We start from the raw sequence: 23,645 nt of genomic DNA on the forward strand, positions 1-23,645 counted from the left end.
ATTGCTCATATCACTCAATTGTTGAGAAATATGTGCTTGTGAATACAGCTTCTAAGGGTTTATACTACTAATCGTTAAACCACTAATTTTTCAACTGCTAATCGTTATACTAGCATTTTTTTGGCGATACACACTGGTACACATTGAGGCAATCAAAATGATGTTTCTTGAACTTCATGAAGGCACGATTGGTTTGGACGATATAAAGCGTATCGTCCACAAGTTACTTGAGAACAAGGCGGTGTTTAGACAGTTAAGCCCCGAGCTTTACAGCGATTTGGCTTATATCATCACCCCGACGCTTGCAAGCGACCACAATGAAGCCAATATCCGTGCCAAATTTCGCGAAGTTGTACAAAATTTTGTGATTCAAGGCGACAATGGTCAGCCCATGCGGTTTTATCGTGATGAACAATTTAATCGCTTGTACTTTGGTGATGAAGCAGGCTGGAGAGAAGCGCAGGGTTTTGAAGCGCGGGAAATGGATGCAAGCCTGCTTCAAAAACAATTACCTAAGCTTTAAAATCAGCTTTAAAAAAAGCTGTTAACAAGAGGTTAGCAAAAGGACGGGCAAAGTGCACAAACACTTAACATCCGTCCTTCTGTTTGCTACGGTCAACTAAGTACGCTCTCGCACAATGAAGGGACGAGTCAGCAAGTCTTCATACGTGCCTTTGATGAGAATATCTTTGCTCACCTGTTGGATATTGGTATAGCCACCAAATGCCATACTGATGTCCATCTCGTTGTAGATAATTTCAAGCGCGCGGCGCACACCGTCCTCGCCATACGCCCCCAAGCCATACAAAAATGCCCGACCAATCATGGCGGCTTTTGCACCAAGGGCAATGGCTTTGAGCACCTCTTGACCTGAGCGTACGCCACTGCCCAAGAAAATCTCGCAGCTAGTGGCATGGCGTTGATGATAAAAAAATCTGCCAAGACATAATGAATTAAATTTTTAATAGTATGCCAATAATCTATATTGGCTTTTCAGCTTAACGCCATAATATCCATGATGGAAAAAGGATAATATAACGTCTTGGTAGCGGTAACTAGCACAGGTATTTTATCAGCAAATTCCAGCATCTCTTGTTCTGGTAAATCGGCAATATCAATCGACTGCCAGCGTATATCGGCAACGGCTTGTGCTTGCAGCAATAAGCTTTCAGCGATTTCACACAGATGACAGCCCACTGTGCCATATAATCGCCAAGTAGTCGGGTTAGCCATAATTTTATCGTGCGGGTTTGTCATGTTTTGCGCGTCGAAGTCGGACATATTCTGCCTTAGCATATAGCCAAAAATGCCATAATACGTTATATTTTTAGCTTAAGCCATCGCTGCTTTTGCCCCGCCGCTAGGAATACATCGTGCCTAAATCCAAACCAACTACCAAAAAAACTGCTACCAAAATGTCGTTAAAGCCCAAACGTGTCAACACAGCTTTACCACCCACCAACCGCGGTATCGGTGTTGGCGGCTGGTTCAAGCGTATTTTGCTCATTGTTATTGCCTGTTTTGTTGCGTTTCATGTCATAGTTGCCGCCTTATTGGTTGTCTGGAAAACCCAGCCTATCAACAACAGCATGTTCATGATACTGTATCGCTTGGGCAATTTTGCCCCTGTCAGTCAGACCTGGGTGGATGATAATCAAATTTCGGTGAATGTAAAACGCGCGGCGATTGCCAGCGAAGATGCCAACTTTGTCAATCACGCTGGCTTTGATGTGCAGGGCATTGAGAATGCGATTAAGAAAAATGAAAAAGCGGGAGCTATAAGCGCGGGCGGCTCAACCATTAGCCAACAGCTTGCCAAGAATTTATTTTTATACCCCAATCGCTCGTATTTTCGCAAAGGCGAAGAAGCGTTAATTACCTTGATGATTGAAAACCTGTGGACCAAAGAGCGGATTTTGCTTGCTTATCTCAATGTCGCAGAGTTTGGCAAAGGCGTGTATGGCATTGAAGCAGCCGCTCAGCACTACTACCATAAGTCGGCAGCGCATTTGACCAAGCGACAAGCCGCATCTTTGATTGCTATGCTACCTAATCCCAAATATTTTGAAGGCAACCGTAACGACCGACGTCTGCTTAACAAAACCCAAATCATTCTACGGCGCATGGGTGCGGCAGATTTGCCTGACACTGAGTAGTCAAGAAACTCATTTATCATTACACGCTTATCATTACATTGTTAACTTTACACTGTTAAAAATGCTTGACCATAAAAGGACTGTGCTATGCCAAACACTGCTAAACAAGATAGACCCAGCGAAGAGTATGTATCAGAAATTAATCCGATACTAGGCTTTAACAGTATTTGCTACCCAAACGTGTTTGAATACCAACAAAACGATAGCGAGCTGTATTTTAATCGTGAATTGTCACTGTTACAGTTCCATCAGCGGGTACTCGCCCAAGCCACCAATCCCCGCCACCCACTGCTTGAAAGACTATTTTTCTTGATCATTTTTTCATCCAATTTAGATGAATTCTTTGAAATCCGTGTCGCAGGCTTGATGCAAAAAGTACAAATGGGCGATGTGGTGAGCAGTATCGATGGTATGCGTCCCAGTAAGGTTTTGTCATATATCTCTGAAATCGCCCATCATGCGGTAGATGAGCAATACCGTATTTTGAACGATGAAATTTTGCCTGCACTGGCGGAGCAAGACATTCGCTACTTAAAACGTGATGAATTGACCCAAGAGCAAGCCGCATGGGTAAAAAAATACTTTGCCGAACAAGTCGCGCCGGTGCTGACGCCGATTAGTATTGACCCTGCGCATCCTTTTCCTAGATTGGTCAATAAAAGCTTGAATTTTATGGTGGGCTTAGAGGGCAAAGATGGCTTTGGTCGCGATATTAACATGGCAATTGTCCCTGCACCCCGAAGCTTACCGCGGGTTATTCGCTTACCCAATGAACTGACAGGCGGTAAAGAACATCATATCATGCTCACCGCAGTGATTCACGGGCATATCGAAGACTTGTTCCCTGGCATGACGGTCACTGGCTGCCACCAATTTCGTTTGACCCGTAACGCCGATTTAGATTTATCCGATGATGTCGAAGACTTGGCGAAAGCGTTGGAAGGTGAGTTAGAGAACCGACGATTTGGTGCCAAAGTGCGCTTAGAAGTGACGACCTATTGCCCACAGCCGATGGTGGATTATCTACTTGATGAGTTTGGTTTAAGCCAAGAGCAGCTATACCGTGTCAATGGTCCTGTCAATTTGACGCGCTTGTTGTTTGATTTTAAAATCCCAAATTTGCGTTATCAGTCGTTTAATCATGCCATTCCCAAAGCGTTTCGCCGTGATAGCTTGGACAAAAATGAAAATGTGTTCCATGCCATTCGTAAGCAAGATGTATTGGTGCATCACCCGTTTCATTCGTTTTCACCTGTGGTCAACATTTTGCGCCAAGCCGCCAATGACCCGCATGTATTAGCCATCAAACAAACCCTTTATCGCTCGGGGACAAATTCTGAAATTGTCCAAGCGCTGGCGGAAGCTGCGCGTAAAGGCAAAGAAGTCACCGCGGTGATTGAGCTACGCGCGCGCTTTGATGAAAAATCCAACATCGAAGTAGCAAACTTTCTGCAGCAGGCTGGGGCAGTGGTGGTGTATGGCATCGTCGGCTACAAGACCCACGCCAAGCTGATGATGATTGTACGCCGTGAGGAAGACAAAATTCGCCGCTATGTGCATGTGGGCACGGGTAACTACCATGCGGGCAATGCCAAAGCTTATACCGACTATGGTTTATTCACCGCCAATGAAGCAATCACCGAAGATGTGCATAAAATCTTTAACGAACTCACAGGCATGGGCAAGCCAGCCAAAGTGCAAAAACTACTGCATGCCCCCTTCACCTTACATGACAGACTCATGGGCTTTATTGACAACGAAATTGCCCATGCCAAAGCAGGCAAAGAGGCGCACATTATCATCAAGGTCAATGCGATGACCGAAAAATTACTGATTGACAAGCTATATGAAGCATCGCAAGCAGGCGTTAAAATCAATCTGATTATACGGTCTATGTGTTGTATTCGTCCGCAATTACCCGGCGTATCTGACAACATCACCGTGCGCTCTATCGTTGGGCGTTTTTTGGAGCACACCCGCGTGTATTATTTTGCCAATGGGCATCAAAATCCCAATGCTAATGGCAAACGCACCTACCGTTTATATTGCGCCAGTGCAGACTGGATGGAACGCAATTTGTTTAGCCGTGTTGAAGTGGCTTTCCCCATTGAAGACCCCATCGTCTTTAAACGCATTATGGAAGATTTGCACAATTACCTCAAAGACAACGTCAATGCATGGGAGCTTGATGCCAAAGGCACATGGCGAGCGATTACCCCTCGTGAAGGTGAAGCAGCATTCTCGGCACAAGATTATTTATTGACCAAAATTACCAGAAAAAGCTAATTTTGCTAGTCACGAGTTTTGAGTTAATTGCACCGCTATCTACAGAAGATGGCGGTTTTTTTGTTGATGACCGCGTTGATTTACACGCAGCGTTCAAAATTTACCGAATAGTAATAAATCTGCCAAAATTTCACACAGCTAAACACTTATCACATAGTGATAACAGCTTGTTACGCGAATACTTATCACTAACCGCCTTTATTTGCTACTATCGAACTTATAAAAGCAAAAGTATGAAAGCGATTGAATTGGCTATTTTTTTACATAAAAATTTAATCGCGCTCTGTTTAAAAGTCTTTGATTAAAATCTTTGACTTGAATTGGTACTAAAAAATCATAAGGAAAATTACCATGTCACAGAATCAAGCACAAAATCAATCACAGAATCAGTCAAGCAACCAAACCGAGATTCAAAAAGCGACAGAAAATGTGGATCCCAGTCAATTATCAGAAAATTTGGACAAGCAAAATAGCGTGAAAGGTGAGCCACAAGACTTAGACAAAAGTGAAAATACCCCGTTTATTGACGACTCATTGCGTACTGACAACCATTAAAATTTTAATTGTTAAACTTTTAAATACTAAGCTTTTAATCATTCAGTTTTGATTGACTAATTTATGCAGATCAACTGATAAAAATAATAACTTATTGAGCGATAACAATTAATTAAAGGAATAAAAAATGCAAAATCAAAATAACGTAGAAATTGTAGACCCAAAAACGGGTGTTGCTGTGACCCCGCAAGCCGTCACAGTAGAAGACAGTGTCACCCACCAATCAGGGGATGGTGTCACAACAGGCATGTCACCCTCAATGGAAACGCCTGATATTTTTGATAATACCCCACAAGCGGCGGTGAAAGTCCAATCAGCAGAAGACGTGGCGAATGGCGAATTATCGGATGAGAATGTGGCACGTATTTCTGATGAAGAAGCGCAGAAATTACAGCAAACTGCCGAAGCTAACCTCAATGCAGAAAATTCACTTCATACGTTATCAGATGGTAGTGTAGATACCGACCGAGATCACTAATTTTCGATGTGACTAAGTTAGGTCTAAGCATTTTATTGCGTTGATACCCAAAAAGGAATGACCATGAATTCACCAGAAGCACAAACCAAACACGTTAACTTAGGCGATAAGTCTGCCGAGTTCGTCGATCGTCGTAACCAACCGGGACAAGCGTTTGACGATAATGTCAATGAACATACCCTTGGTAGGGACGCGGTTGGTAATGAACAGCTAAAAAGCGACACCATTAATGAGCGCAATCTTTATGCTACCCCGGAAAATGCCCAAAAACGCACTATCAATCCTGATGGCTCTATTCCAAGCGTTGGTAGTGAGTGACAGTAAGTTGCAGTGAGTCAGTTTAAGGATTAAATTCTAATAGCTAACCATAACAGCTAACCATCCACCCCATTTGATGGTTAGCTTTTTTTTATCGTTACAGTCTACAAAAACCTCACGCAATCCAACCTTACGCAATCCAACTGGGTACCCCACTATGAAAGCGTAATTCATCATCTGGTTCATCGATAAGCTGCGCCTCTACTTGACGAAAAAACGCCACCCGCGCATCAATCGGCTCGTCACTGATACTTTGTGCCAATGCCAGATAATCTTCAAAATGACGACTTTCTGATTTTAGCAAATAGCGATAATATTTTGCCAAACGCTCATCCTCAATCACTTGTGACAGTGCCCAGAAACGTTCACACGATCGGGCTTCGATGAAAGCACCAATAATTAACGTGTCTATCATCGCTTGCGGCTCATAAGTGCGTTTATGTTTGAGCATACCTGCAGCATAGCGACCTGCAGCAATATGTTGCCATGCTTGTCCACGCTCTGCCATCAATCCCATCACTTGCTCATAATGGAGCATTTCTTCTCGAATCAGCTGAGCAAGCTTTAATTGCAGCTCAGTATGCGACATATAGCGAAAAATCAAATTCATCGCAGTGCCTGCGGCTTTTTTTTCACAATTGGCATGATCTTGGATGATAGTCGGCAAATCTGCCATCGCAGCTTTTAGCCATTTATCCGACGTCGTACTACCCAAAAACGCCAAAACAGGGGTGATATCAATGGGTTTTGGCTGATAGACAGAGTTATCGTTATCCAAGTCGATGACGGCTAATTCATCAAAACTGCCGTCCGTTTGTACTGGGTTGTTGATAAGAGCGGAATTTGACAAAGAATTACTCACTTATTGACACGTTAATAAAGTGATATTTTACCAAAAATCAGTAATAAAACCCTTGGCACAAAAATTTATATATAACGATTATTTAAAAAATAAATAGTTTTTATTTCTTTATTTTTATAAATGATGTTCGTATAATCAAATGTGAATTTTTTGCTATTTTAGACCAAAACATAAGGAAAAATGCCATGTCAGAACGCGTTCAGAAGGGTAGTCTAGCGATTGATACACAGCTTTATAACTTCATTGCCAATGAAGTTACGCCAGTCGTGGGCATCGATAACGAAAAATATTGGCAAGAATTTGAAAAAATTGTCCAAACATTCCAACCCCGTAATAAAGCATTGTTGGCAAAACGTGACGAGATTCAAACCCAAATCGATGACTGGCATGACAAAAACCCCGCTAGCAACGGTCAAATCGACAAAGCCGCTTATACCCAATTTTTAAAAGACATCAACTACATCGTCCCAGAAGGCGATGACTTTTTGGTTGAGACCCAAAACGTGGATGACGAAATCGCCCATATCGCAGGCCCACAGTTGGTGGTACCTGTACGCAATGCCCGTTATGCGCTAAACGCAGCAAATGCGCGTTGGGGCAGCTTGTATGATGCGCTATATGGTACCGATGTCATCGATGAAACCAATGGTGCAGAAAAAGGCAAAGGCTACAACCCTGTTCGTGGTGCCGAAGTGGTAAAATACGCCAAAAACTTCTTGGATGCCAACTTTGCCTTAGCTGAGGGTCAATATGCTGACGTCACCGGTTTTAAGGTTGAAGACGGTAAATTAGTGATACGCCAAGGTGACAAAACTACCTCATTAGCCCAGCCAGAAAAATTTGCAGGTTTCCTAGGCGATGCGGCAAATCCAACGGGTATTTTACTGAAAAACAACGGCCTACATGCCGAAATCCAAATCGACCCATCAGGCCATGTGGGTAAAGATGACCCTGCAGGCATCAAAGATGTCTTGATGGAAGCTGCGGTTACCACCATTCAAGACTGTGAAGACTCAGTCGCTGCCGTTGACGCTGAAGAGAAAGTAGAAGTATATCGCAACTGGTTTGGGTTGATGAAAGGCGACCTGAAAGACAGCTTTGAAAAAAATGGCAAACAAACCACTCGTACCATGAACCCCGACCGTGAATACACCGCGCCAGATGGTGGCAAAGTTACCCTGCACGGCCGTTCAGTGATGCTGATTCGTAACGTCGGTCACTTGATGACCAACCCCGCGATTTTAGTCGATTTTGACGGCCAACAAGAAGAAATTTATGAAGGTATTATGGATGCGCTAATCACCCCCCTGTGTAGCCTGCCAGATATCTTGGGTAAAAACAGCTTAAGCAATTCACGTACAGGTTCAATGTATATCGTAAAACCAAAAATGCACGGTCCAGAAGAAGTGCAATTTACAGTGGATTTATTCTCAGCGGTAGAAAAAGCGTTAGACCTACCCGAGAATACCTTAAAAGTCGGTATCATGGATGAAGAGCGCCGTACTACCGTTAACCTAAAAGAATGTATCCGTGTTGCTAAAAACCGCGTTATCTTTATTAACACAGGCTTTATGGATCGTACCGGTGATGAGATGCACACCAGTATGAAGGCGGGTCCCTTTGTCCGTAAAAACGACATGAAGAATACCGATTGGCTCAATGCTTATGAGCGTTGGAACGTAGACATGGGCGTCAAATTAGGTCTACCTGGTAAAGCGCAAATCGGTAAAGGCATGTGGGCAAAACCTGATAACATGAAAGAAATGGTTGCCACCAAGTCCAATCATCCAAAGTCAGGCGCGACTTGTGCTTGGGTACCATCGCCGACGGGCGCGACGCTTCACGCCATGCACTACCATGAAACCAACGTCATGGACGTGTTAGATAGTATCAAAGACCGCGAGCCTGCCAAGCTTGATGACATTTTGACCGTGCCACTTGCTACGGATACCAACTGGACAGATGAGCAAAAAACTGCCGAGCTTGAAAACAATATTCAAGGTATTTTAGGATATGTAGCGCGCTGGGTTGACCAAGGCGTTGGCTGTTCTAAGGTACTGGATATTGACGACGTTGCCTTGATGGAAGACCGCGCTACCTTGCGTATTTCTAGCCAGCACGTTGCCAACTGGCTAGCGCATGGGGTTGTGACGCCACAACAAGTGGATGACGTACTCAAACGTATGGCAAAAATGGTCGATGAGCAAAGCAAAGACGATCCAGCCTATATCCCAATGGCAAATGACTACAATACTTGGGCATACAATGCAGCGCGTGATCTTATCTTTAAAGGTACCGTACAACCCAGCGGATATACTGAGCCATTGTTACATCAAGCCCGTCTTAATCTCAAAGCTAACTAGATTTTAGCCATTCAAACCTATCAATCATTCAAAAAACCATCAGATTTGTAACTGGTGGTTTTTTTATGGCATAAAAATATTGCAAAATGTTTCAGAGTGAATTACTCTAATTTCACAATTAAATTTAGATTCTGTTAACTTTTTCATTGTTTTGTAACAAATTGTTGGCAAAATCTATCTATACAAAAGAATTGCTACGCATCTGTGTAGTTTCACCTAGGATACTGTGGAGAAATCCTTATGAAAAAAATCGCAATCGCTTCAGCCATCGCTTTAGCTTCAATCACTGCTGCCCATGCTGCACCAACTGTATATGGTAAAGCATTTTTAACTTTAGATTATGTTAGTACAGACTACGACGCATCTAATAAAAAAGATGAAGATACATTTAAACTTACCTCTAATCAATCACGTATCGGTTTTAAAGGTGACGACGATTTAACTGACACCACTAAACTTATTTATCAATTAGAATATCAAATCAACCCTGATGACGATAGCCAACAGTTTAAATCACGTAATACTTATGTAGGTTTAGCCCACAACACGCTCGGTACTGTACTAGCGGGTCGTCATGATACCCCATTAAAACTTGTACAAAACAAAGTTGACGTATTTAATGACACCTTATTTGATATGGCGAATGCGGGCGTTTCAGGTGAAAATCGCGCTAACAACGTATTAGCTTATCAATCACCTGCACTTGTCGGTATGCCAGTTACTTTTATGGTAGCCACTGCATTATCTGAAAATGATACAGATGGCGACGTTTTAGTGACAGCTGCGACTGATGTTGTCAAAAATGCTGACGGTACTGTTAAAACGCCTGCAAAACCTGCTGTATATCGCGATAGAAAAACTAAAGACAATGGTTATTCTGCATCATTAGCCTATGACCAAAATGGTATTTATTTAGCCGGTGCCTATGATAAAGATATGGGGGCTAACAATGTAAACACTGGCGTTATCGATAATACTTGGCGTTTGGTTGCTGGTGTAGACATGGGCAAAATGAATATGGTACAAGGTTTAACTTTGGGTGCTCTATACCAACAAAGCCAATACTACGATCAGTATAGCATCGTTAACAACAACCGTGTTAACAAAAAAGCCAGTGAAGATGAAAAATCATGGCTGATTAGTGGTAAGTATAAAATCGCTAACACACCTTGGGCAGTTAAAGCGCAGTATGTTAATACCACTGACGAAAAAGGCGTAAAAGATGCCGATGCCGATGAAATCGCAGTCGGTGGCGAATATGCATTCAATAAAGCCACAACCGGTCATATTTACGCTGGTCAAATCAGCCGTGACAATAACAAAGATGAAACTATCGTAGGTACGGGTATTGAATACAAGTTCTAATATATCTAGCTCTTAGTTTATCGTAAAAGCTAACTAATTATTTAGTTAGCTTTTTTATTTTCATTAACGCTAAAAAATTAATTAAAAAAAATATGATTTAATACTAGAAAGAATATTATGTCACTAAGATTAAAAATAAACTTACAATCACGTAAAAATTAACAAAACTATTGCAAAATATTTCAGAATTGATATTCTATAAGGGAGAAGTATGAATTTAGTAACAAAAATGATGGTAATGTAATTTATTGCTAGGATTGTTGCTAGATTTATACAATTAATAGTGCAAGCTATTAACTCAAATAAGACAATTAATTGCCTTAGTTGTCATTTTTGAGAGGTAGTGGTGCTGACAAGTCACCAGTTATCTATAATTTGTTTTTACTGATAGAGAGGACCTATGAAAAAATTACTTTTAGCCACAGCCGTCGCTACACTTTCAGTTTCTGCTGCCCATGCTGCACCTACTGTATATGGTAAAGTATTTTTGACAGCTGACTACACTGATACGAATTACGATGATAACTACCGTGCCAGTGCTACTGCAACTTCAGCACCTAATGACGAAAGTACAGTCAAACTAAACTCAAACGCATCACGTATTGGGTTTAAAGGTAGCGAGGAGTTAACTGACACTGTCAACTTGGTTTATCAGTTAGAATACGGTGTAAGCCCAGATGATGACCGTACCCAGTTTACTTCACGTAACACTTATATCGGCTTAGCACACAATACTTTAGGTACTTTAATTGCGGGTCGTCATGACACCCCATTTAAATTGGCTAAAGGCAATGCCGACGTATTCGATGCTAATGCTGATACTTTGGGTATTTATAATGCCGGTCCACGTGGGTATACCAACCTAGGTGAATACCGTGCTAACAATATGGTGGCTTATAAATCACCGACCATTGTTGGTATGCCAGTGACTTTTACAGCGGCTGTTAGCTTGTCTGAAGTTGATAAAGATACTGACAGTCCTGCTACCGAAAAAGATGAAGGTGCGAACGGTTATTCTGCTTCATTGGTTTATGATCAAAATGGTGTTTATTTAGCCGCAGGTTATGACAATAACATGGGTGTTGAAGATACAGCATGGCGTTTAGCGGGCACCGTAGACATGGGCAAAATGAACATGGTGCAGGGTCTGACCTTGGGTGCGTTATACCAAAATGCTGATTTATTCAACGAGAATGATGATGCTAAAACTTGGTTAATCTCTGGTAAATATGCTATTGCTAATACACCATGGACTGCGAAAGCGCAATATATCAACACTGATTTCGGTAATAATGATAGTTCAGAAGTTGCGGTAGGCGGCGAATACGCATTCAATAAAGCGACCACGGGTCACATTTACGCGGGTCAAATCAGCCGTGACAACTATAAAGATGACACTATCGTAGGTACGGGTATCGAATACAAATTCTAATATATCTAACTTTTAGATTGCTGTAAAAGCTAACTAATTCTTTAGTTAGCTTTTTTATTGGAAAAATGACGTTCGCTATTATCTTGACAAAAATCAACAATTATCAATTTGATTAAAAATAAATCACAAATGATATAAAAATTGTAAAAACTATTGCAAAATATTGCAAAATATTTCAAAATATTTCAAAATTGTTATCCTAGTAGTTAGAAGTATGTTTTTAGTAATTAGTAAGAAGAAATTGTAAATATATTCAAACTTTATTGCTAGATTTATACAATTAATAGTTGACGCTATTAATAGTAATCAAAGTAATAGTTTTCTTGCTTTGGTTATTCGGAGAGGTAGTGGTGCTGACAAGTCACCAGTTATCTAAAATTTGTTTTTACTGATAGAGATGTCCTATGAAAAAATTACTTTTAGCCACAGCTGTCGCTGCACTTTCAGTTTCTGCTGCCAATGCTGCTCCAACAGTTTACGGTAACGTTCTGTTAACTACTGACTATGTTGATGGTAACTTAACAGTAAAAAAAGATGGTGATAAATTAATCGATGAAGATTATAGTACCACCCAACTAAATTCTACAGGTTCAAGTAATTTGACAGGTTCACGTATCGGTTTTAAAGGTGCGGAAGCATTAACAGCTAATACTGACCTAGTGTATCAATTAGAATATGGTATTGATGTTGATGCGGACAAAGGTAAAAACTTCCGTTCACGCGATACTTATATTGGTCTATCAAACAAACAATATGGTACTTTAGTTGCTGGTCGTTTGTCTGCAATCGATGATAATATCAATTACGCAGGTCAAACTGTAAGTCTATATGACACCTATAGCACAGGTTTCAGCGTCGAAGCTGCTGATGAAGAAACAGCAGATATTTTAGGTGTTGACGAAGGCGAGACAGTAAAATTCTTGGCATTTTGGGACGGTAATCGCGCTAATAATTCCCTTGCTTACTTCTCTCCATCATATAATGGTCTTCAGTTCATGGGCATGTATGTTATGGAAGAAAAAAATTCAACTGATTTATGGACTGAATCAGAAGCATTCGGTGCAGGCTTAAAATATGAGCCAACTAACCAACCTTTCCGTGCAGGTGCTACTTATATCAAATCTAGCGACTTCAGCACTGCGCGCGTAAGTGGAGCATTTGATGTAAATGCTGCTACTACATTAGGCGCACTATATCAAGTTACAGATTTAGATGAAGATAAAAATGAGAACTTATTTACTCTAAGCGGCTCATACGCGATTCCTGCTACAAAATGGAAAGCTTACGCACAAGGCGATATGGTAAAAAACATGAGTGGTCTTGATGGCTTAGATGGTTCACGTTTTGTAGTTGGTGGTAAATATGGTTTTAATGCTGCAACAACTGGTCACCTATATACTGGTTACAGCAAAATTGAAGCTAGCGAAGATGGTTTTGATCTAGATGCAAGTGGTTTTGGTCTAGGTGCAGGTTTAGAATACAAATTCTAATATTTACTAGAATTTGCTATCAAAAAATCCACTCAGCGATGAGTGGATTTTTTTATGAGTGCGCGATTTATTGATAAAAATAATTTTTTGCTAAACCTAAGCATTTTCGAGTAAAATTCTTTTTTACCAACGAGCGAAATAGATAACATGACAAAATTCATCTTTGTAACTGGCGGTGTCGTTTCTTCACTTGGCAAAGGTATCACTGCTGCATCGGTAGCCGCGATTCTTGAGGCACGTGGTCTGAAAGTCACCATGACCAAAATGGACCCTTATATCAATATTGATCCAGGTACAATGAGCCCGTTTCAGCATGGTGAAGTATTTGTTACCGAAGATGGCGCAGAGACTGACCTTGATTTGGGCTATTACGAGCGTTTTTTGCGCCACTCAAAAATGACGCAACGCAACAATTTTACCAGTGGGCGTATTTATTCGGCAGTGATTGAGAAAGAACGTCGCGGTGATTATTTGGGCGGTACGGTACAGGTCATTCCGCATATTACCGATGAAATCAAAGCGCGTATCCGTGCCAGTGGCGAAGGCTACGATATTGCCATGATTGAAATCGGTGGTACTGTCGGTGATATTGAAAGCTTGCCATTCATGGAAGCGGTGCGTCAAATGCAAGTTGAACTTGGTCGCAACAATGCGATGCTGATGCATTTAACCCTCGTGCCTTATATCGCGAGTGCAGGCGAGAGCAAAACCAAACCAACCCAGCACTCAGTCAAAGAATTACGCAGCATTGGCTTGCAGCCTGATGTGTTAATTTGTCGTAGTGAACATGCGATTAGCGATGATAATCGCCTAAAAATTGCATCGTTTACCAATGTTGAGCAACGTGCCGTTATCCTTTGCCCAGATGCCAAATCCATTTATCAAATTCCAAGTATCCTGCATGCCCAGCATTTAGATGATTTGATTTGTGAACGCTTTGGGTTAGATACCCCAGAGGCGGACTTGAGTGATTGGCACCAGTTTACCCAAGCGTTGTTAAATACCCAAGAAACCGTCACTGTGGCGATGGTGGGTAAATACGTCGAACTGCCTGATGCCTATAAGTCAATCAATGAAGCCTTGCTACATGCGGGCGTGGCAAATAATGTCAAAGTCAATATTGACTATGTCGATGCCGAAAAACTTGAAAACGATGACAGCCTGTTTGAGCATATTAAAGCTGCCGATGCCGTACTCGTCCCTGGTGGATTCGGTGAGCGCGGCACCTTGGGTAAAATGAAAGCAATTCGCTATGCCCGCGAAAACAATGTGCCTTATTTAGGGATTTGTTTGGGTATGCAATTAGCCGTCATTGAGTTTGCGCGCAATGTATTGGGTCTTGACGCCAACTCAACAGAGTTTGATAAAAAAACCAAAGCGCCATTGATTGGTTTGATTACAGAATGGTTTGATGAAAAAGGTGAACTACAAGTGCGTAGTGACGCCTCAGATTTGGGCGGTACCATGCGTTTAGGCGCCCAAAAAGCCGAGCTTGTGGAAGACAGCAAACTGCGTCAAATCTATGGCAGCCCTGTGATTACTGAGCGTCATCGTCACCGCTATGAAATGAATGGTCGCTATATCGAACAGCTGGAAAATGCCGGTATGAAAATTTCTGGTTATTCAGCCAAACAGCATTTGGTCGAGTCAGTAGAGATTGCCAATCACCCTTGGTATATCGCGGTACAATTTCATCCAGAATTTACCAGCCAACCACGCGGTGGTCATCCATTGTTCAATAGCTTTGTTGCAGCCGCTAAACAAACCAAAAAATAGTATTTATGATGCACAAAAAACCATCTGTTACAGGTGGTTTTTTTGTTTTTGGCTGGCTTTGTATCTAGCCAATTATGCTATAGTGACAATCAATAAAAACTTTAACAACATACTGAGAGCCCTATGACCACTAACTTACCGACACCGCAATCTCACATTCAGCTTAATGATATCACCATCGGCAATGATCAACCGTTTGTGCTGTTTGGCGGCATGAATGTACTAGAAAGCAAAGATTTGGCATTTGAAATTGCTGAAAGCTATATTGAAATCTGTAAGCGTTTAAATATCGGCTATGTGTTTAAGGCAAGTTTTGATAAAGCCAATCGCTCAAGCTTGTATTCATTTCGTGGTCCAGGTCTGGAAAAAGGTATCGACTGGCTAAGCGATATCAAAAAAGCGTTCAATGTGCCCATTATCACTGACGTACACGAGCCGTACCAAGCTGAGCCTGTGGCAGCAGTGGCGGATATTATCCAGTTGCCCGCGTTTTTGAGCCGACAAACCGACTTGGTAGCAGCGATGGCAAAAACCGGTGCGATTATTAATGTCAAAAAAGCACAGTTTTTGGCACCCCATGAGATGAAACATATCATCAATAAATGCCTTGAAGCCGGTAATGATAAAATCATCTTGTGCGAGCGTGGCAGCGCGTTTGGCTATAACAATCTCGTTGTCGATATGCTTGGCTTTGACACTATGAAAAAAATGCAGGTTCCCGTGTTTTTTGATGTGACCCATAGCTTGCAGCAGCCGGGTGCAAGAGCAGACAGTGCAGGCGGTCGCCGAGAACAGATTACCACGTTAGCACGCGCTGGCATGGCAACAGGATTGGCAGGGTTATTTTTGGAAGCGCATCCAAATCCTGATGTTGCCAAATGCGATGGTCCTTGTGCGCTGCGGCTGAGCCAGCTTGAGCCGTTCTTAGCCCAGTTAAAACAGCTTGATACCTTAGTCAAAGGGTTTGAGGTGTTAGATACCCACTAATTTTTACTCGACCTTTTAACACAAATTTGCAACGCCTCGTTATTAAAATGTTATCAATCGATAACGAGGCTTTTTTTGGCTACGTTATAGTGCTAGGTTATAGAACTAGAACAATATTTTATAACCCACAGCATAAATACAGGAATAACCATGGCAATTCAAACAGTCGCGTACGATTTAAAAGGCATTCATGACCCTGCAGGCTATGAGGAAGTCATGAAAGCTTTAACCACCATCGGCGGGGTGCAGGCAGTACATCTTGAGCCTGAAAATCATCGCGTGATTGTCAGCTTTGATGATACACAGACGTCAGTTTTTGCCTTCAAAGCTGCGCTGACCAATGTGGACTATATCACCGAGCCGTTCCCGATTGAAGCACCTGCCAACCCTGCCAACAATCGCACTTTAGCGGGTGATTTGGCAAAAGATGGTAGACTTTCCTAAATCGCTTGTTCAGTGGCTACGCTCGGTGCGGCAAGCGTGCTTGATCACTGAGTCATTTTGTACGCCATCTTGCAAGCCCTTTAGAATACTACAGTTAGGCGAGCCATCTCCCAAACAACTATCGTGCCATCCTTGCAGGGCGGTTTTCATTGATTGTAACCGCTGTATTTTATCGCTTAGTTCATTGATGTGATTGCGGGTTAATGCTTTGACTTGGGCGTTGCTACGCTCTTTGTTGTCTTGTAGAGCCAATAACGCTTCAATTTGCGCTAATGAAAATCCCACATCACGGGCATGTTTGATAAATTTTAGACGCTGTAATTGGGTATCGCTAAAGACACGATAACCACTGTCGGTGCGCTGGATGGTCTGTAATAAACCGAGTTTTTCGTAATCACGAATTTGCCTAGGTGATAATTCAGTCAATTTAGCGACTTCATTAATATTCATTTTTTGCTTGACCTTGACCTAATGTTAAGGTTTATAGTAATACCACAGTGTGATAAATCAATCTTTTTTTTTAAAGAACGTAAAAAAGGAGCGTAGTATGACAACCCAAACCATCACCTTAAATATCCAAGGCATGACTTGTGGCGGCTGCGTCAAAAGCGTAACCAATGCCCTCAATCAATTGGCAGGGGTACAATCTGTCGATGTCAGCCTTGACCATAACAACGCAACCATCAGCTTTGATGACAGCCAAGTACAACAAAGCACGCTTAAAGAAGCGATTGAAGACGCTGGCTTTGACGTAGTATAACGACGCCACGCAAAGACACCATAAGAGAGACACTATCATGACTACCCAATCGATACACGCGTCAGACAACGCCCATACCGAGCAAATCATTCTTGATATCGATGGCATGACTTGTCAAGCCTGTGCCAGCCGCATCGAAAAAGTGCTCAATAAAAAGCCTGCGATAATGCAAGCCAATGTCAACTATGCCAATGAAGTGGCGCAGGTGCAGTTTGATGCCTCACAAACCAACGCCGAGCAGATTGTAGAATGGGTGAAAAAGACAGGCTATGAGGCAAAAGTACAGCCGCAGAACGCGCTATTTGCGCATGAAGCCCATGAGCAGAAAGTGCCCTACAACTTGATTGCGGTTTGGATTTGCTTGCTGCCTTTTTTGATTGGTATGGCAGGCATGATGATGGGCAGTCACGCGCTGATGCCGCCGCTATGGCTACAATTTGTGTTGGCAACTATCGTACAGTTTGGCTTGGCGACAGCGTTTTACAAAAGTGCCTGGGCGAGTATCAAAGGCGGTCTTGCCAATATGGACGTGTTGGTGGTGCTTGGCACACTGACAATTTGGGCGTATTCGACCTATAGTTGGTTGAGCTATCTGCAAACCACAGCCCAAATGGGACATGATGGAATGGCGCATAGTATGCCCCATGTGTATTTTGAAGCCAGCGTGATGGTGATTGCCTTTGTCAAAATGGGCAAGTACCTAGAAGCCCGTACCAAAAAACATAGCCTAAATAGCATCAATTTGCTATTAGCGCTCACCCCTGAGCAAGTGGAAGTTAAAAACCCCAATCCACAAAGCCAAGATGCGCAGTGGCAAACCCTGCCCCTTGAGCAAGTCACGGCCGGTCAAATTTTACGTGCTAAAGCAGGTAGTCGCATTGCCACCGATGGCATCGTCACCGCTGGCGAAGGCTGGTGTGATGAAAGCCATTTGACGGGTGAATCAGTGCCCCTGTCTAAACATATTGGCAGTACGGTGCTGGCAGGTGCCATGGTAGAAAACGGCAGCTTTGAATACCAAGTCACCGCCAAAGGCAGTCAAACACGGCTTGGCGATATGATACAAGCGCTCAACGACGCCCAAGGCAGTAAAGCCCATATCGCCCGTATCGCCGATAAAGTCGCGGGTATCTTTGTGCCGGTGGTGGTTGCCATCGCTTTGTTGACTTTTTTTGCCAATTATTGGTTCTTAGGCGCGTTTGACACGGCACTCATGCGCGCGGTGGCGGTGCTCGTGATTGCTTGCCCCTGTGCATTGGGACTGGCGACGCCGTCAGCCATCATGGCGGGCATGGGTGTGGCAGCACGCTCAGGGGTTTGGTTTAAAGATGCGCAAGCCTTAGAAGCGGCAGGTGCAATTGATACAGTAGTACTCGATAAGACAGGCACCATCACCCAAGGTAAACCCCAATTATCGGCATCGTACCTGATAGATGACAATCTAAAACTGTTTAACTTAGATAAAGCAGCTCTGCTGCAGCTCGTTGCCAGTGTCGAACGTCATGCGAACCACCCGCTTGCGACCACGCTAGTGAACTATGCTGAAGCCTACAATAAACAGACTGATACGCCTCAAAATCCAGCGACATTTACCATAAGCCATGTAGAGACAGTGCTCGGGCAGGGGATACAGGCACAGGTAGCAACTATTGGGCGGGTGAAAATCGGCACGCCAAGTTTTGCCAATCTTCAGTTGCCTGCAGCGACTACCCAAGCCAATCCCGTTTGGCAAATTGCCAGTCAAGTGGCAGTAAGTATCGATGACACCCCTGTGGCAGCCTTTGCGCTAGCTGACGAGCTCAAACCAGACAGTGTTAAGGTGATTGCGTCGCTGCAAGCCCATCATCTAGATGTGATAGTGATGAGTGGTGACAAGCAATCGGTGGTAGATTATGTGGGTGAGCAGATTAACGCCAGCAAGGCACTTGGCGAGCTGTCACCACGTGACAAAGCGCAGCGCATTGATGAATGGCAACAACAAGGCAAAAAAGTAGCAATGGTGGGGGATGGGGTGAATGATGCGCCTGCAATGGCAACGGCGACTGCAAGTTTTGCGGTAGAAGGCGCAACCGATATTGCCAAGCATAGCGCCACGGCAAGGCTAATGGGCGAGTCGCTCAAACATGTCGATTATGCGGTCACAATTGCCCGTGCAACCCTGCGTAATATCAAGCAAAACCTATTTTTTGCGTTTATCTATAACTGTCTTGGTATACCGTTAGCGGCGTTTGGTCTACTCAATCCAATGATAGCGGCAGCGGCGATGGCGCTGAGCTCGATTTCTGTACTACTCAATGCTTTGCGACTGACCCGCATGAAGGTCATTTCCTAACGGCTTATGGTTATTTTGACAACCTGTTGGGGCTGATTTTACTTGGCTATGCATTGTTATGCATGACCTACGGGCGATAGTGATAAGCTGCTAAAACCTGTTAAAATATGCTATGATAAAACCACCCCATTTGTATTTTAACAATCCCATTGTTGATTGTGACAGCCAAGGAAAAAGCCATGTACGCTGAAGAAACCACCACCAATAACCAAATCAAAGATATCATTGCCCGCGAAATTTTGGACTCACGCGGCAACCCAACCATTGAAGCCGATGTGATTTTAGCGGATGGTACTATCGGTCGTGCAGCCGCGCCATCGGGTGCATCGACAGGTTCACGTGAAGCGCTTGAGCTGCGTGATGGTGACGCATCACGCTATCTAGGTAAAGGGGTCAAAAAAGCCGTTGCCAACGTCAATAGTGAAATTCGTTCATCACTCGTTGATATGGACGTATCAAAACAACAAGACATTGACAACAAATTATTAGCGCTTGATGGCACAGAAAACAAAGAAAAATTGGGCGCCAATGCGACCTTAGCAGTATCTTTAGCAGCAGCCCGTGCCGCCGCACAATCACAAAAACTGCCACTTCATCAGTACATTGCTAACCTACGTGGGCAAACATCACTATCGATGCCGGTGCCGATGATGAACATCCTAAATGGCGGTGCCCACGCGGACAACACTGTTGATATCCAAGAGTTTATGATTGAGCCTGTTAATTTCACCAGCTTCGGTGAAGCGTTGCGTGCGGGTACAGAAGTGTTTCATAGCCTAAAATCTGTGCTAAAAAAACAAGGCTTGAACACCGCCGTCGGTGATGAAGGTGGCTTTGCACCAAACTTACGCTCAAACGAAGAAGCGATTACTGTCATCATGCAAGCGATTGAGCAAGCAGGATATACCGCAGGTAAAGACATTTACTTAGCGCTTGATTGTGCCTCATCAGAGTTTTACCATAAAAATGAGCAAGGGAACGGTCAATACGTACTTGAAGGCGAAGGTAATAAAGCCTTTAGTTCAGAAGGTTTTGCGGATTATTTAGCAGGTCTTGTGAGCCAATACCCAATTATCTCGATTGAAGATGGTTTAGATGAAAGCGATTGGGATGGCTGGGCGTACTTAACGCAAAAATTGGGCGACAAAGTACAGCTCGTGGGTGACGATTTGTTTGTGACCAACCCAAAAATCCTACAAGAAGGTATCGACAAACACATTGCCAATGCGATTTTGATTAAATTTAACCAAATCGGCACGTTATCAGAAACCTTAGACGCGATTTATCTAGCGAAGAAAAATGGCTATGCCACCGTCATCTCACACCGCTCAGGTGAGACTGAAGACAGCACCATCGCTGACTTAGCCGTGGGGACAGCTGCAGGTCAAATCAAAACAGGCTCACTGTGCCGTTCTGACCGTGTTGCCAAATATAACCAATTGCTTCGTATCGAGCAGATGGTCACTGCAAGCTACCACGGTGCTGACGAGTTTATCGGGTTACGCAACCCAAAAGCCTAACTTTAAAAGCTTAGCGCTAAAAGATTAACTCTAAAAGCTTAAGTATTAAAGCTTGATAAAGCATTGAAGTGATAAAAACCTTACCCCATGACATTGAATTTGCTACAATGCGTGGGGTAAGGTTTTTTTATGCCAAAAGTTTTTATTATTGAGTGCTGTCATGACTTATTTGCGTCAACTGTTTATGATTATTTTTGCGGTGATTGTGTTGGTATGTCTACAATACCAGTATTGGTTTGGCACCAATGGTCGGGGCGATTTGGCAGCATTAAATAAACAAATCAGCGAACAGCAATCCATCAATACCGATCAGCAAAAAGCCAATGAAGTATTGCTTGCCGATGTTAAAGACTTAAAAAACGGACTTGAAGCGGTGGAAGAACACGCTCGCTCTGATTTAGGTTTAATCAAACAAGGCGAAACTTTTGTGCAAATGTCGACCGCTAGCAGTGTGTATAGTACCGATGTGGTCACACCGACCGCCCACAACACCGCCACGTCTCACCCATAAAAGCATAAGAACTGCCAAAGTTATATTTGTCTCAATTTTTACTGTCAACTGTTTACTTTATTGTTGAAAAGACGCCATGTCAGAACTTAGCACAATACCTGCCAATTTATCTAACAACTTTACGATTGACACCGTGGTCGTCGCTGCAGGCGTTGGCAAACGCTTTGGTAGTCAAATGCCAAAACAGTACGCCCATATTAGCGGTCAGACGGTGCTCCAACACAGCATAGCGGCGCTAAGCAAAGTCCACCAGCTAAGCACTTGCTATTTGGTGATTTCTGAAGAAGATACGATTGCCAAAACACTTAACTTTAGCATGCCAATCGAGTGGGTGATAGGTGGCAAAGAGCGGATGAATTCGGTGTTTAACGCCGTGAAAACGATTTGGCAACAATATCAAAATCCCCTCAGTGACAAGGCCTTCAGTGATAAGGACAGTCATCATGCGTATGATAATCATTGGGTGCTTATTCATGATGCTGCGCGTCCTTGTGTCAATCCGAGCGATATAGAAAAATTGATCACGCAGACCACGCAGCAATTTTTGCAACAGTCACAGCAAGAGCATGGGCAGGAGCCAGCGGGTGGCTTATTAGCAGTACCGGTGCGCGATACGGTCAAACAAATCATCCATTCACAAGACCAAGTGTTGGCACAAAAAACGCTTGATCGCAGTCAGTTGTGGCTAGCACAAACCCCGCAGATTTTTCCATTGGCAACACTGTATGATTATCTAACCCAAGCCATTGAGCAAACGATTGCGTTTACTGATGAAGCCAGTTTATTTGAGCATTTTGGCAAACAGCCGTTATTGGTGGAAGGCAGTCATAGCAATATCAAACTGACGTTTCCAGAGGATTTGCAGTTTGCGCAGGTGTATTTGGCAAAACCTTAGCAAAAATGGCTTTGCAACAAATTGAGGTTACCGCTAAAAACCGCATAAGAAAAGAAGCCCATAACAAAAAAAGCGCACGAGCAAAAAACGGCAATGAGAATTTATAAAGCCACAAAAACAAAAAAGCCATACTAGATTAGCATGGCTTTTTAACTGTATTTTTTAGCGTTACCACTAAAAAAATTGGCGTCCCCACGGGGATTCGAACCCCGGTTACCGCCGTGAAAGGGCGATGTCCTAGGCCTCTAGACGATGGGGACACTAGCACGCTTAGTTTATAGCGTGACCTCGACCGCTTTCACCGTTAATGTCGAAGTGGAGCGTATAATATATATTTTTATTTTTGCCGTCAACTGTTTTTTATGTATTTTTTTATATTTTTAACAATTAGCCCATCATACGGTGACCCATGATGGTTAATAGAGCGGCATGACAAGCGCATTAGCCAACTAATGCGCTTAATTACAGTGTTTTCTAAAAAGTGTTGTCTAAAAATTTCACACCGTGCTTATGAGTGATTTTTCTGATGCGACTCAGATGTTGTATGAGCACGCGTCGTATGAGATTGCGGCGGCAGATTAGCGGCTTTATTTTTTAAGTGATAGCGAATCCAAAAATGGGTTACGATGCTAATCACAATCGATAAACTGATAAAACCTAAAATGGTCATCCAGATTTGACTATCTACTTGCATACTTGATCCTTGTGAGACAATCTAAGTTAACGCTGATTATCGATGCGCTGGCTATCAATACTTTGATTAGCTCCCATTGTTTGATTACGAATCGCATCATCGCGCTGTTTTTTCTTGAGTCGGAACGTTAGCCATAAATATGTTAATATGCCTAAGATTACGGCAGCAATCATATACATAATAATAGTAGTCCAAATACTGTTATCTACGCCCATGAAAGAGTCCTTTTTATTATTGTTAGCATTAGTGTAACAGGTCTTAACAGCTATTTTACGTCATTCACGTAATGATGTGTGGTAGCGATGTTACTGGCTATTTTCAAACACTGTAATAAGCGTCTACAAAAGCACTTTTTTTCACTTTTTCATATTTTTACGTTAAGATAATTGTCTAAAAAACGCTTTGGCAACTGACACGGTTG

The 23,645-nt window shown here is 42.9% G+C and carries 23 protein-coding genes, 1 tRNA gene and 1 pseudogene; 18 read left to right on the top strand and 7 right to left on the bottom strand.

All coding sequences use genetic code 11. The features are described 5' to 3' along the window. The first annotated feature begins 157 nt into the window (after positions 1 to 157). Entirely contained in the window at positions 158 to 523 is a 366-nt protein-coding gene (locus RTN07_RS08810; RefSeq protein WP_312177503.1) for a hypothetical protein, read from the top strand. Between the two features lie 96 nt (positions 524 to 619). Here RTN07_RS08810 and RTN07_RS08815 read toward each other — a convergent pair. Together RTN07_RS08815 and RTN07_RS08820 are read right to left on the bottom strand one after the other, a co-directional pair. Continuing rightward, a pseudogene (locus tag RTN07_RS08815) lies at positions 620 to 901 on the bottom strand (alpha-hydroxy-acid oxidizing protein); the annotation flags it as partial. A gap of 92 nt (positions 902 to 993) precedes the next feature. Further along, positions 994 to 1,281 carry a glutaredoxin family protein gene (locus tag RTN07_RS08820; RefSeq protein ID WP_312177506.1) on the bottom strand — a complete coding sequence of 96 codons (288 nt, stop codon included), beginning with the start codon at positions 1,279 to 1,281 and terminating at the stop codon, positions 994 to 996. Positions 1,282 to 1,373: 92 nt separating this feature from the next. Here RTN07_RS08820 and mtgA point away from each other — a divergent pair, with 92 nt between their 5' ends. The 5 genes from mtgA (at position 1,374) to RTN07_RS08845 (ending at position 5,793) form a co-directional block, all read left to right on the top strand. Then, a complete protein-coding gene (gene mtgA, locus RTN07_RS08825) occupies positions 1,374 to 2,156 on the top strand; it encodes a monofunctional biosynthetic peptidoglycan transglycosylase (protein WP_312177508.1) in 783 nt (260 codons plus the stop codon). 87 nt (positions 2,157 to 2,243) lie between these two features. Next, the gene (gene ppk1 / locus RTN07_RS08830) at positions 2,244 to 4,442 is read left to right on the top strand and encodes a polyphosphate kinase 1 (RefSeq protein WP_312177511.1); all 2,199 of its coding nucleotides are present in this window, start codon (positions 2,244 to 2,246) and stop codon (positions 4,440 to 4,442) included. 351 nt (positions 4,443 to 4,793) lie between these two features. Next, a complete protein-coding gene (locus RTN07_RS08835; protein ID WP_312177513.1) occupies positions 4,794 to 4,997 on the top strand; it encodes a hypothetical protein in 204 nt (67 codons plus the stop codon). A gap of 127 nt (positions 4,998 to 5,124) precedes the next feature. Beyond that, complete coding sequence (locus RTN07_RS08840) at positions 5,125 to 5,475, top strand: hypothetical protein (RefSeq protein ID WP_312177516.1); 351 nt, start codon at positions 5,125 to 5,127, stop codon at positions 5,473 to 5,475. Positions 5,476 to 5,538: 63 nt separating this feature from the next. Further along, positions 5,539 to 5,793 carry a hypothetical protein gene (locus RTN07_RS08845; RefSeq protein WP_312177519.1) on the top strand — a complete coding sequence of 85 codons (255 nt, stop codon included), beginning with the start codon at positions 5,539 to 5,541 and terminating at the stop codon, positions 5,791 to 5,793. 130 nt (positions 5,794 to 5,923) lie between these two features. On the opposite strand, the gene RTN07_RS08850 is transcribed toward RTN07_RS08845, so the two are convergent. Further along, positions 5,924 to 6,571 carry a MiaE family protein gene (locus RTN07_RS08850; RefSeq protein WP_282441370.1) on the bottom strand — a complete coding sequence of 216 codons (648 nt, stop codon included), beginning with the start codon at positions 6,569 to 6,571 and terminating at the stop codon, positions 5,924 to 5,926. Between the two features lie 269 nt (positions 6,572 to 6,840). Here RTN07_RS08850 and RTN07_RS08855 point away from each other — a divergent pair, with 269 nt between their 5' ends. The 7 genes from RTN07_RS08855 to RTN07_RS08885 all read left to right on the top strand — a co-directional run bounded on the left by RTN07_RS08855 (position 6,841) and on the right by RTN07_RS08885 (position 16,512). Next, complete coding sequence (locus RTN07_RS08855; RefSeq protein ID WP_312177521.1) at positions 6,841 to 9,018, top strand: malate synthase G; 2,178 nt, start codon at positions 6,841 to 6,843, stop codon at positions 9,016 to 9,018. 240 nt (positions 9,019 to 9,258) lie between these two features. Then, complete coding sequence (locus tag RTN07_RS08860; RefSeq protein ID WP_312177523.1) at positions 9,259 to 10,383, top strand: porin; 1,125 nt, start codon at positions 9,259 to 9,261, stop codon at positions 10,381 to 10,383. 400 nt (positions 10,384 to 10,783) lie between these two features. Continuing rightward, positions 10,784 to 11,815 carry a porin gene (locus RTN07_RS08865; protein WP_138018784.1) on the top strand — a complete coding sequence of 344 codons (1,032 nt, stop codon included), beginning with the start codon at positions 10,784 to 10,786 and terminating at the stop codon, positions 11,813 to 11,815. 404 nt (positions 11,816 to 12,219) lie between these two features. Next, complete coding sequence (locus tag RTN07_RS08870; RefSeq protein WP_138018785.1) at positions 12,220 to 13,305, top strand: porin; 1,086 nt, start codon at positions 12,220 to 12,222, stop codon at positions 13,303 to 13,305. Between the two features lie 147 nt (positions 13,306 to 13,452). Beyond that, positions 13,453 to 15,081, top strand: coding sequence for a CTP synthase (locus RTN07_RS08875; RefSeq protein ID WP_312177526.1), 1,629 nt, complete (start codon positions 13,453 to 13,455; stop codon positions 15,079 to 15,081). 123 nt (positions 15,082 to 15,204) lie between these two features. Further along, positions 15,205 to 16,068 (top strand): 3-deoxy-8-phosphooctulonate synthase, encoded by an 864-nt coding sequence (gene kdsA, locus RTN07_RS08880; RefSeq protein WP_099807605.1) that lies wholly within the window; start codon positions 15,205 to 15,207, stop codon positions 16,066 to 16,068. 150 nt (positions 16,069 to 16,218) lie between these two features. Then, entirely contained in the window at positions 16,219 to 16,512 is a 294-nt protein-coding gene (locus RTN07_RS08885; RefSeq protein ID WP_007116109.1) for a heavy-metal-associated domain-containing protein, read from the top strand. A gap of 9 nt (positions 16,513 to 16,521) precedes the next feature. On the opposite strand, the gene RTN07_RS08890 is transcribed toward RTN07_RS08885, so the two are convergent. Then, positions 16,522 to 16,962 carry a MerR family DNA-binding protein gene (locus RTN07_RS08890; RefSeq protein ID WP_312177529.1) on the bottom strand — a complete coding sequence of 147 codons (441 nt, stop codon included), beginning with the start codon at positions 16,960 to 16,962 and terminating at the stop codon, positions 16,522 to 16,524. Between the two features lie 97 nt (positions 16,963 to 17,059). Here RTN07_RS08890 and RTN07_RS08895 point away from each other — a divergent pair, with 97 nt between their 5' ends. From RTN07_RS08895 to ispD, 5 genes are all read left to right on the top strand, one after another. Beyond that, positions 17,060 to 17,272: a heavy-metal-associated domain-containing protein gene (locus tag RTN07_RS08895; protein ID WP_312177531.1), complete on the top strand. Its 213-nt coding sequence runs from the start codon at positions 17,060 to 17,062 to the stop codon at positions 17,270 to 17,272. Positions 17,273 to 17,309: 37 nt separating this feature from the next. Next, on the top strand, positions 17,310 to 19,604 hold the full coding sequence (locus tag RTN07_RS08900; RefSeq protein ID WP_312177534.1) for a heavy metal translocating P-type ATPase: 2,295 nt from the start codon (positions 17,310 to 17,312) through the stop codon (positions 19,602 to 19,604). A 179-nt stretch (positions 19,605 to 19,783) separates the two neighbouring features. Beyond that, positions 19,784 to 21,124: a phosphopyruvate hydratase gene (gene eno, locus RTN07_RS08905; protein ID WP_065262635.1), complete on the top strand. Its 1,341-nt coding sequence runs from the start codon at positions 19,784 to 19,786 to the stop codon at positions 21,122 to 21,124. 160 nt (positions 21,125 to 21,284) lie between these two features. After that, entirely contained in the window at positions 21,285 to 21,635 is a 351-nt protein-coding gene (locus RTN07_RS08910; protein WP_159675891.1) for a septum formation initiator family protein, read from the top strand. Positions 21,636 to 21,711: 76 nt separating this feature from the next. Beyond that, the gene (gene ispD / locus RTN07_RS08915; RefSeq protein ID WP_312177537.1) at positions 21,712 to 22,530 is read left to right on the top strand and encodes a 2-C-methyl-D-erythritol 4-phosphate cytidylyltransferase; all 819 of its coding nucleotides are present in this window, start codon (positions 21,712 to 21,714) and stop codon (positions 22,528 to 22,530) included. 184 nt (positions 22,531 to 22,714) lie between these two features. Here ispD and RTN07_RS08920 read toward each other — a convergent pair. The 3 genes from RTN07_RS08920 to RTN07_RS08930 form a co-directional block, all read right to left on the bottom strand. Continuing rightward, positions 22,715 to 22,790, bottom strand: a tRNA-Glu gene (locus RTN07_RS08920). A 248-nt stretch (positions 22,791 to 23,038) separates the two neighbouring features. After that, positions 23,039 to 23,224 carry a hypothetical protein gene (locus tag RTN07_RS08925; protein ID WP_007116100.1) on the bottom strand — a complete coding sequence of 62 codons (186 nt, stop codon included), beginning with the start codon at positions 23,222 to 23,224 and terminating at the stop codon, positions 23,039 to 23,041. Between the two features lie 26 nt (positions 23,225 to 23,250). Next, positions 23,251 to 23,439 (bottom strand): hypothetical protein, encoded by a 189-nt coding sequence (locus RTN07_RS08930; RefSeq protein WP_007116099.1) that lies wholly within the window; start codon positions 23,437 to 23,439, stop codon positions 23,251 to 23,253. Positions 23,440 to 23,645: the final 206 nt, after the last annotated feature.

It is taken from the genome of Moraxella sp. CTOTU46934 (assembly GCF_031979465.1).
In the GTDB taxonomy this organism is placed as follows: domain Bacteria; phylum Pseudomonadota; class Gammaproteobacteria; order Pseudomonadales; family Moraxellaceae; genus Faucicola; species Faucicola tetraodonis.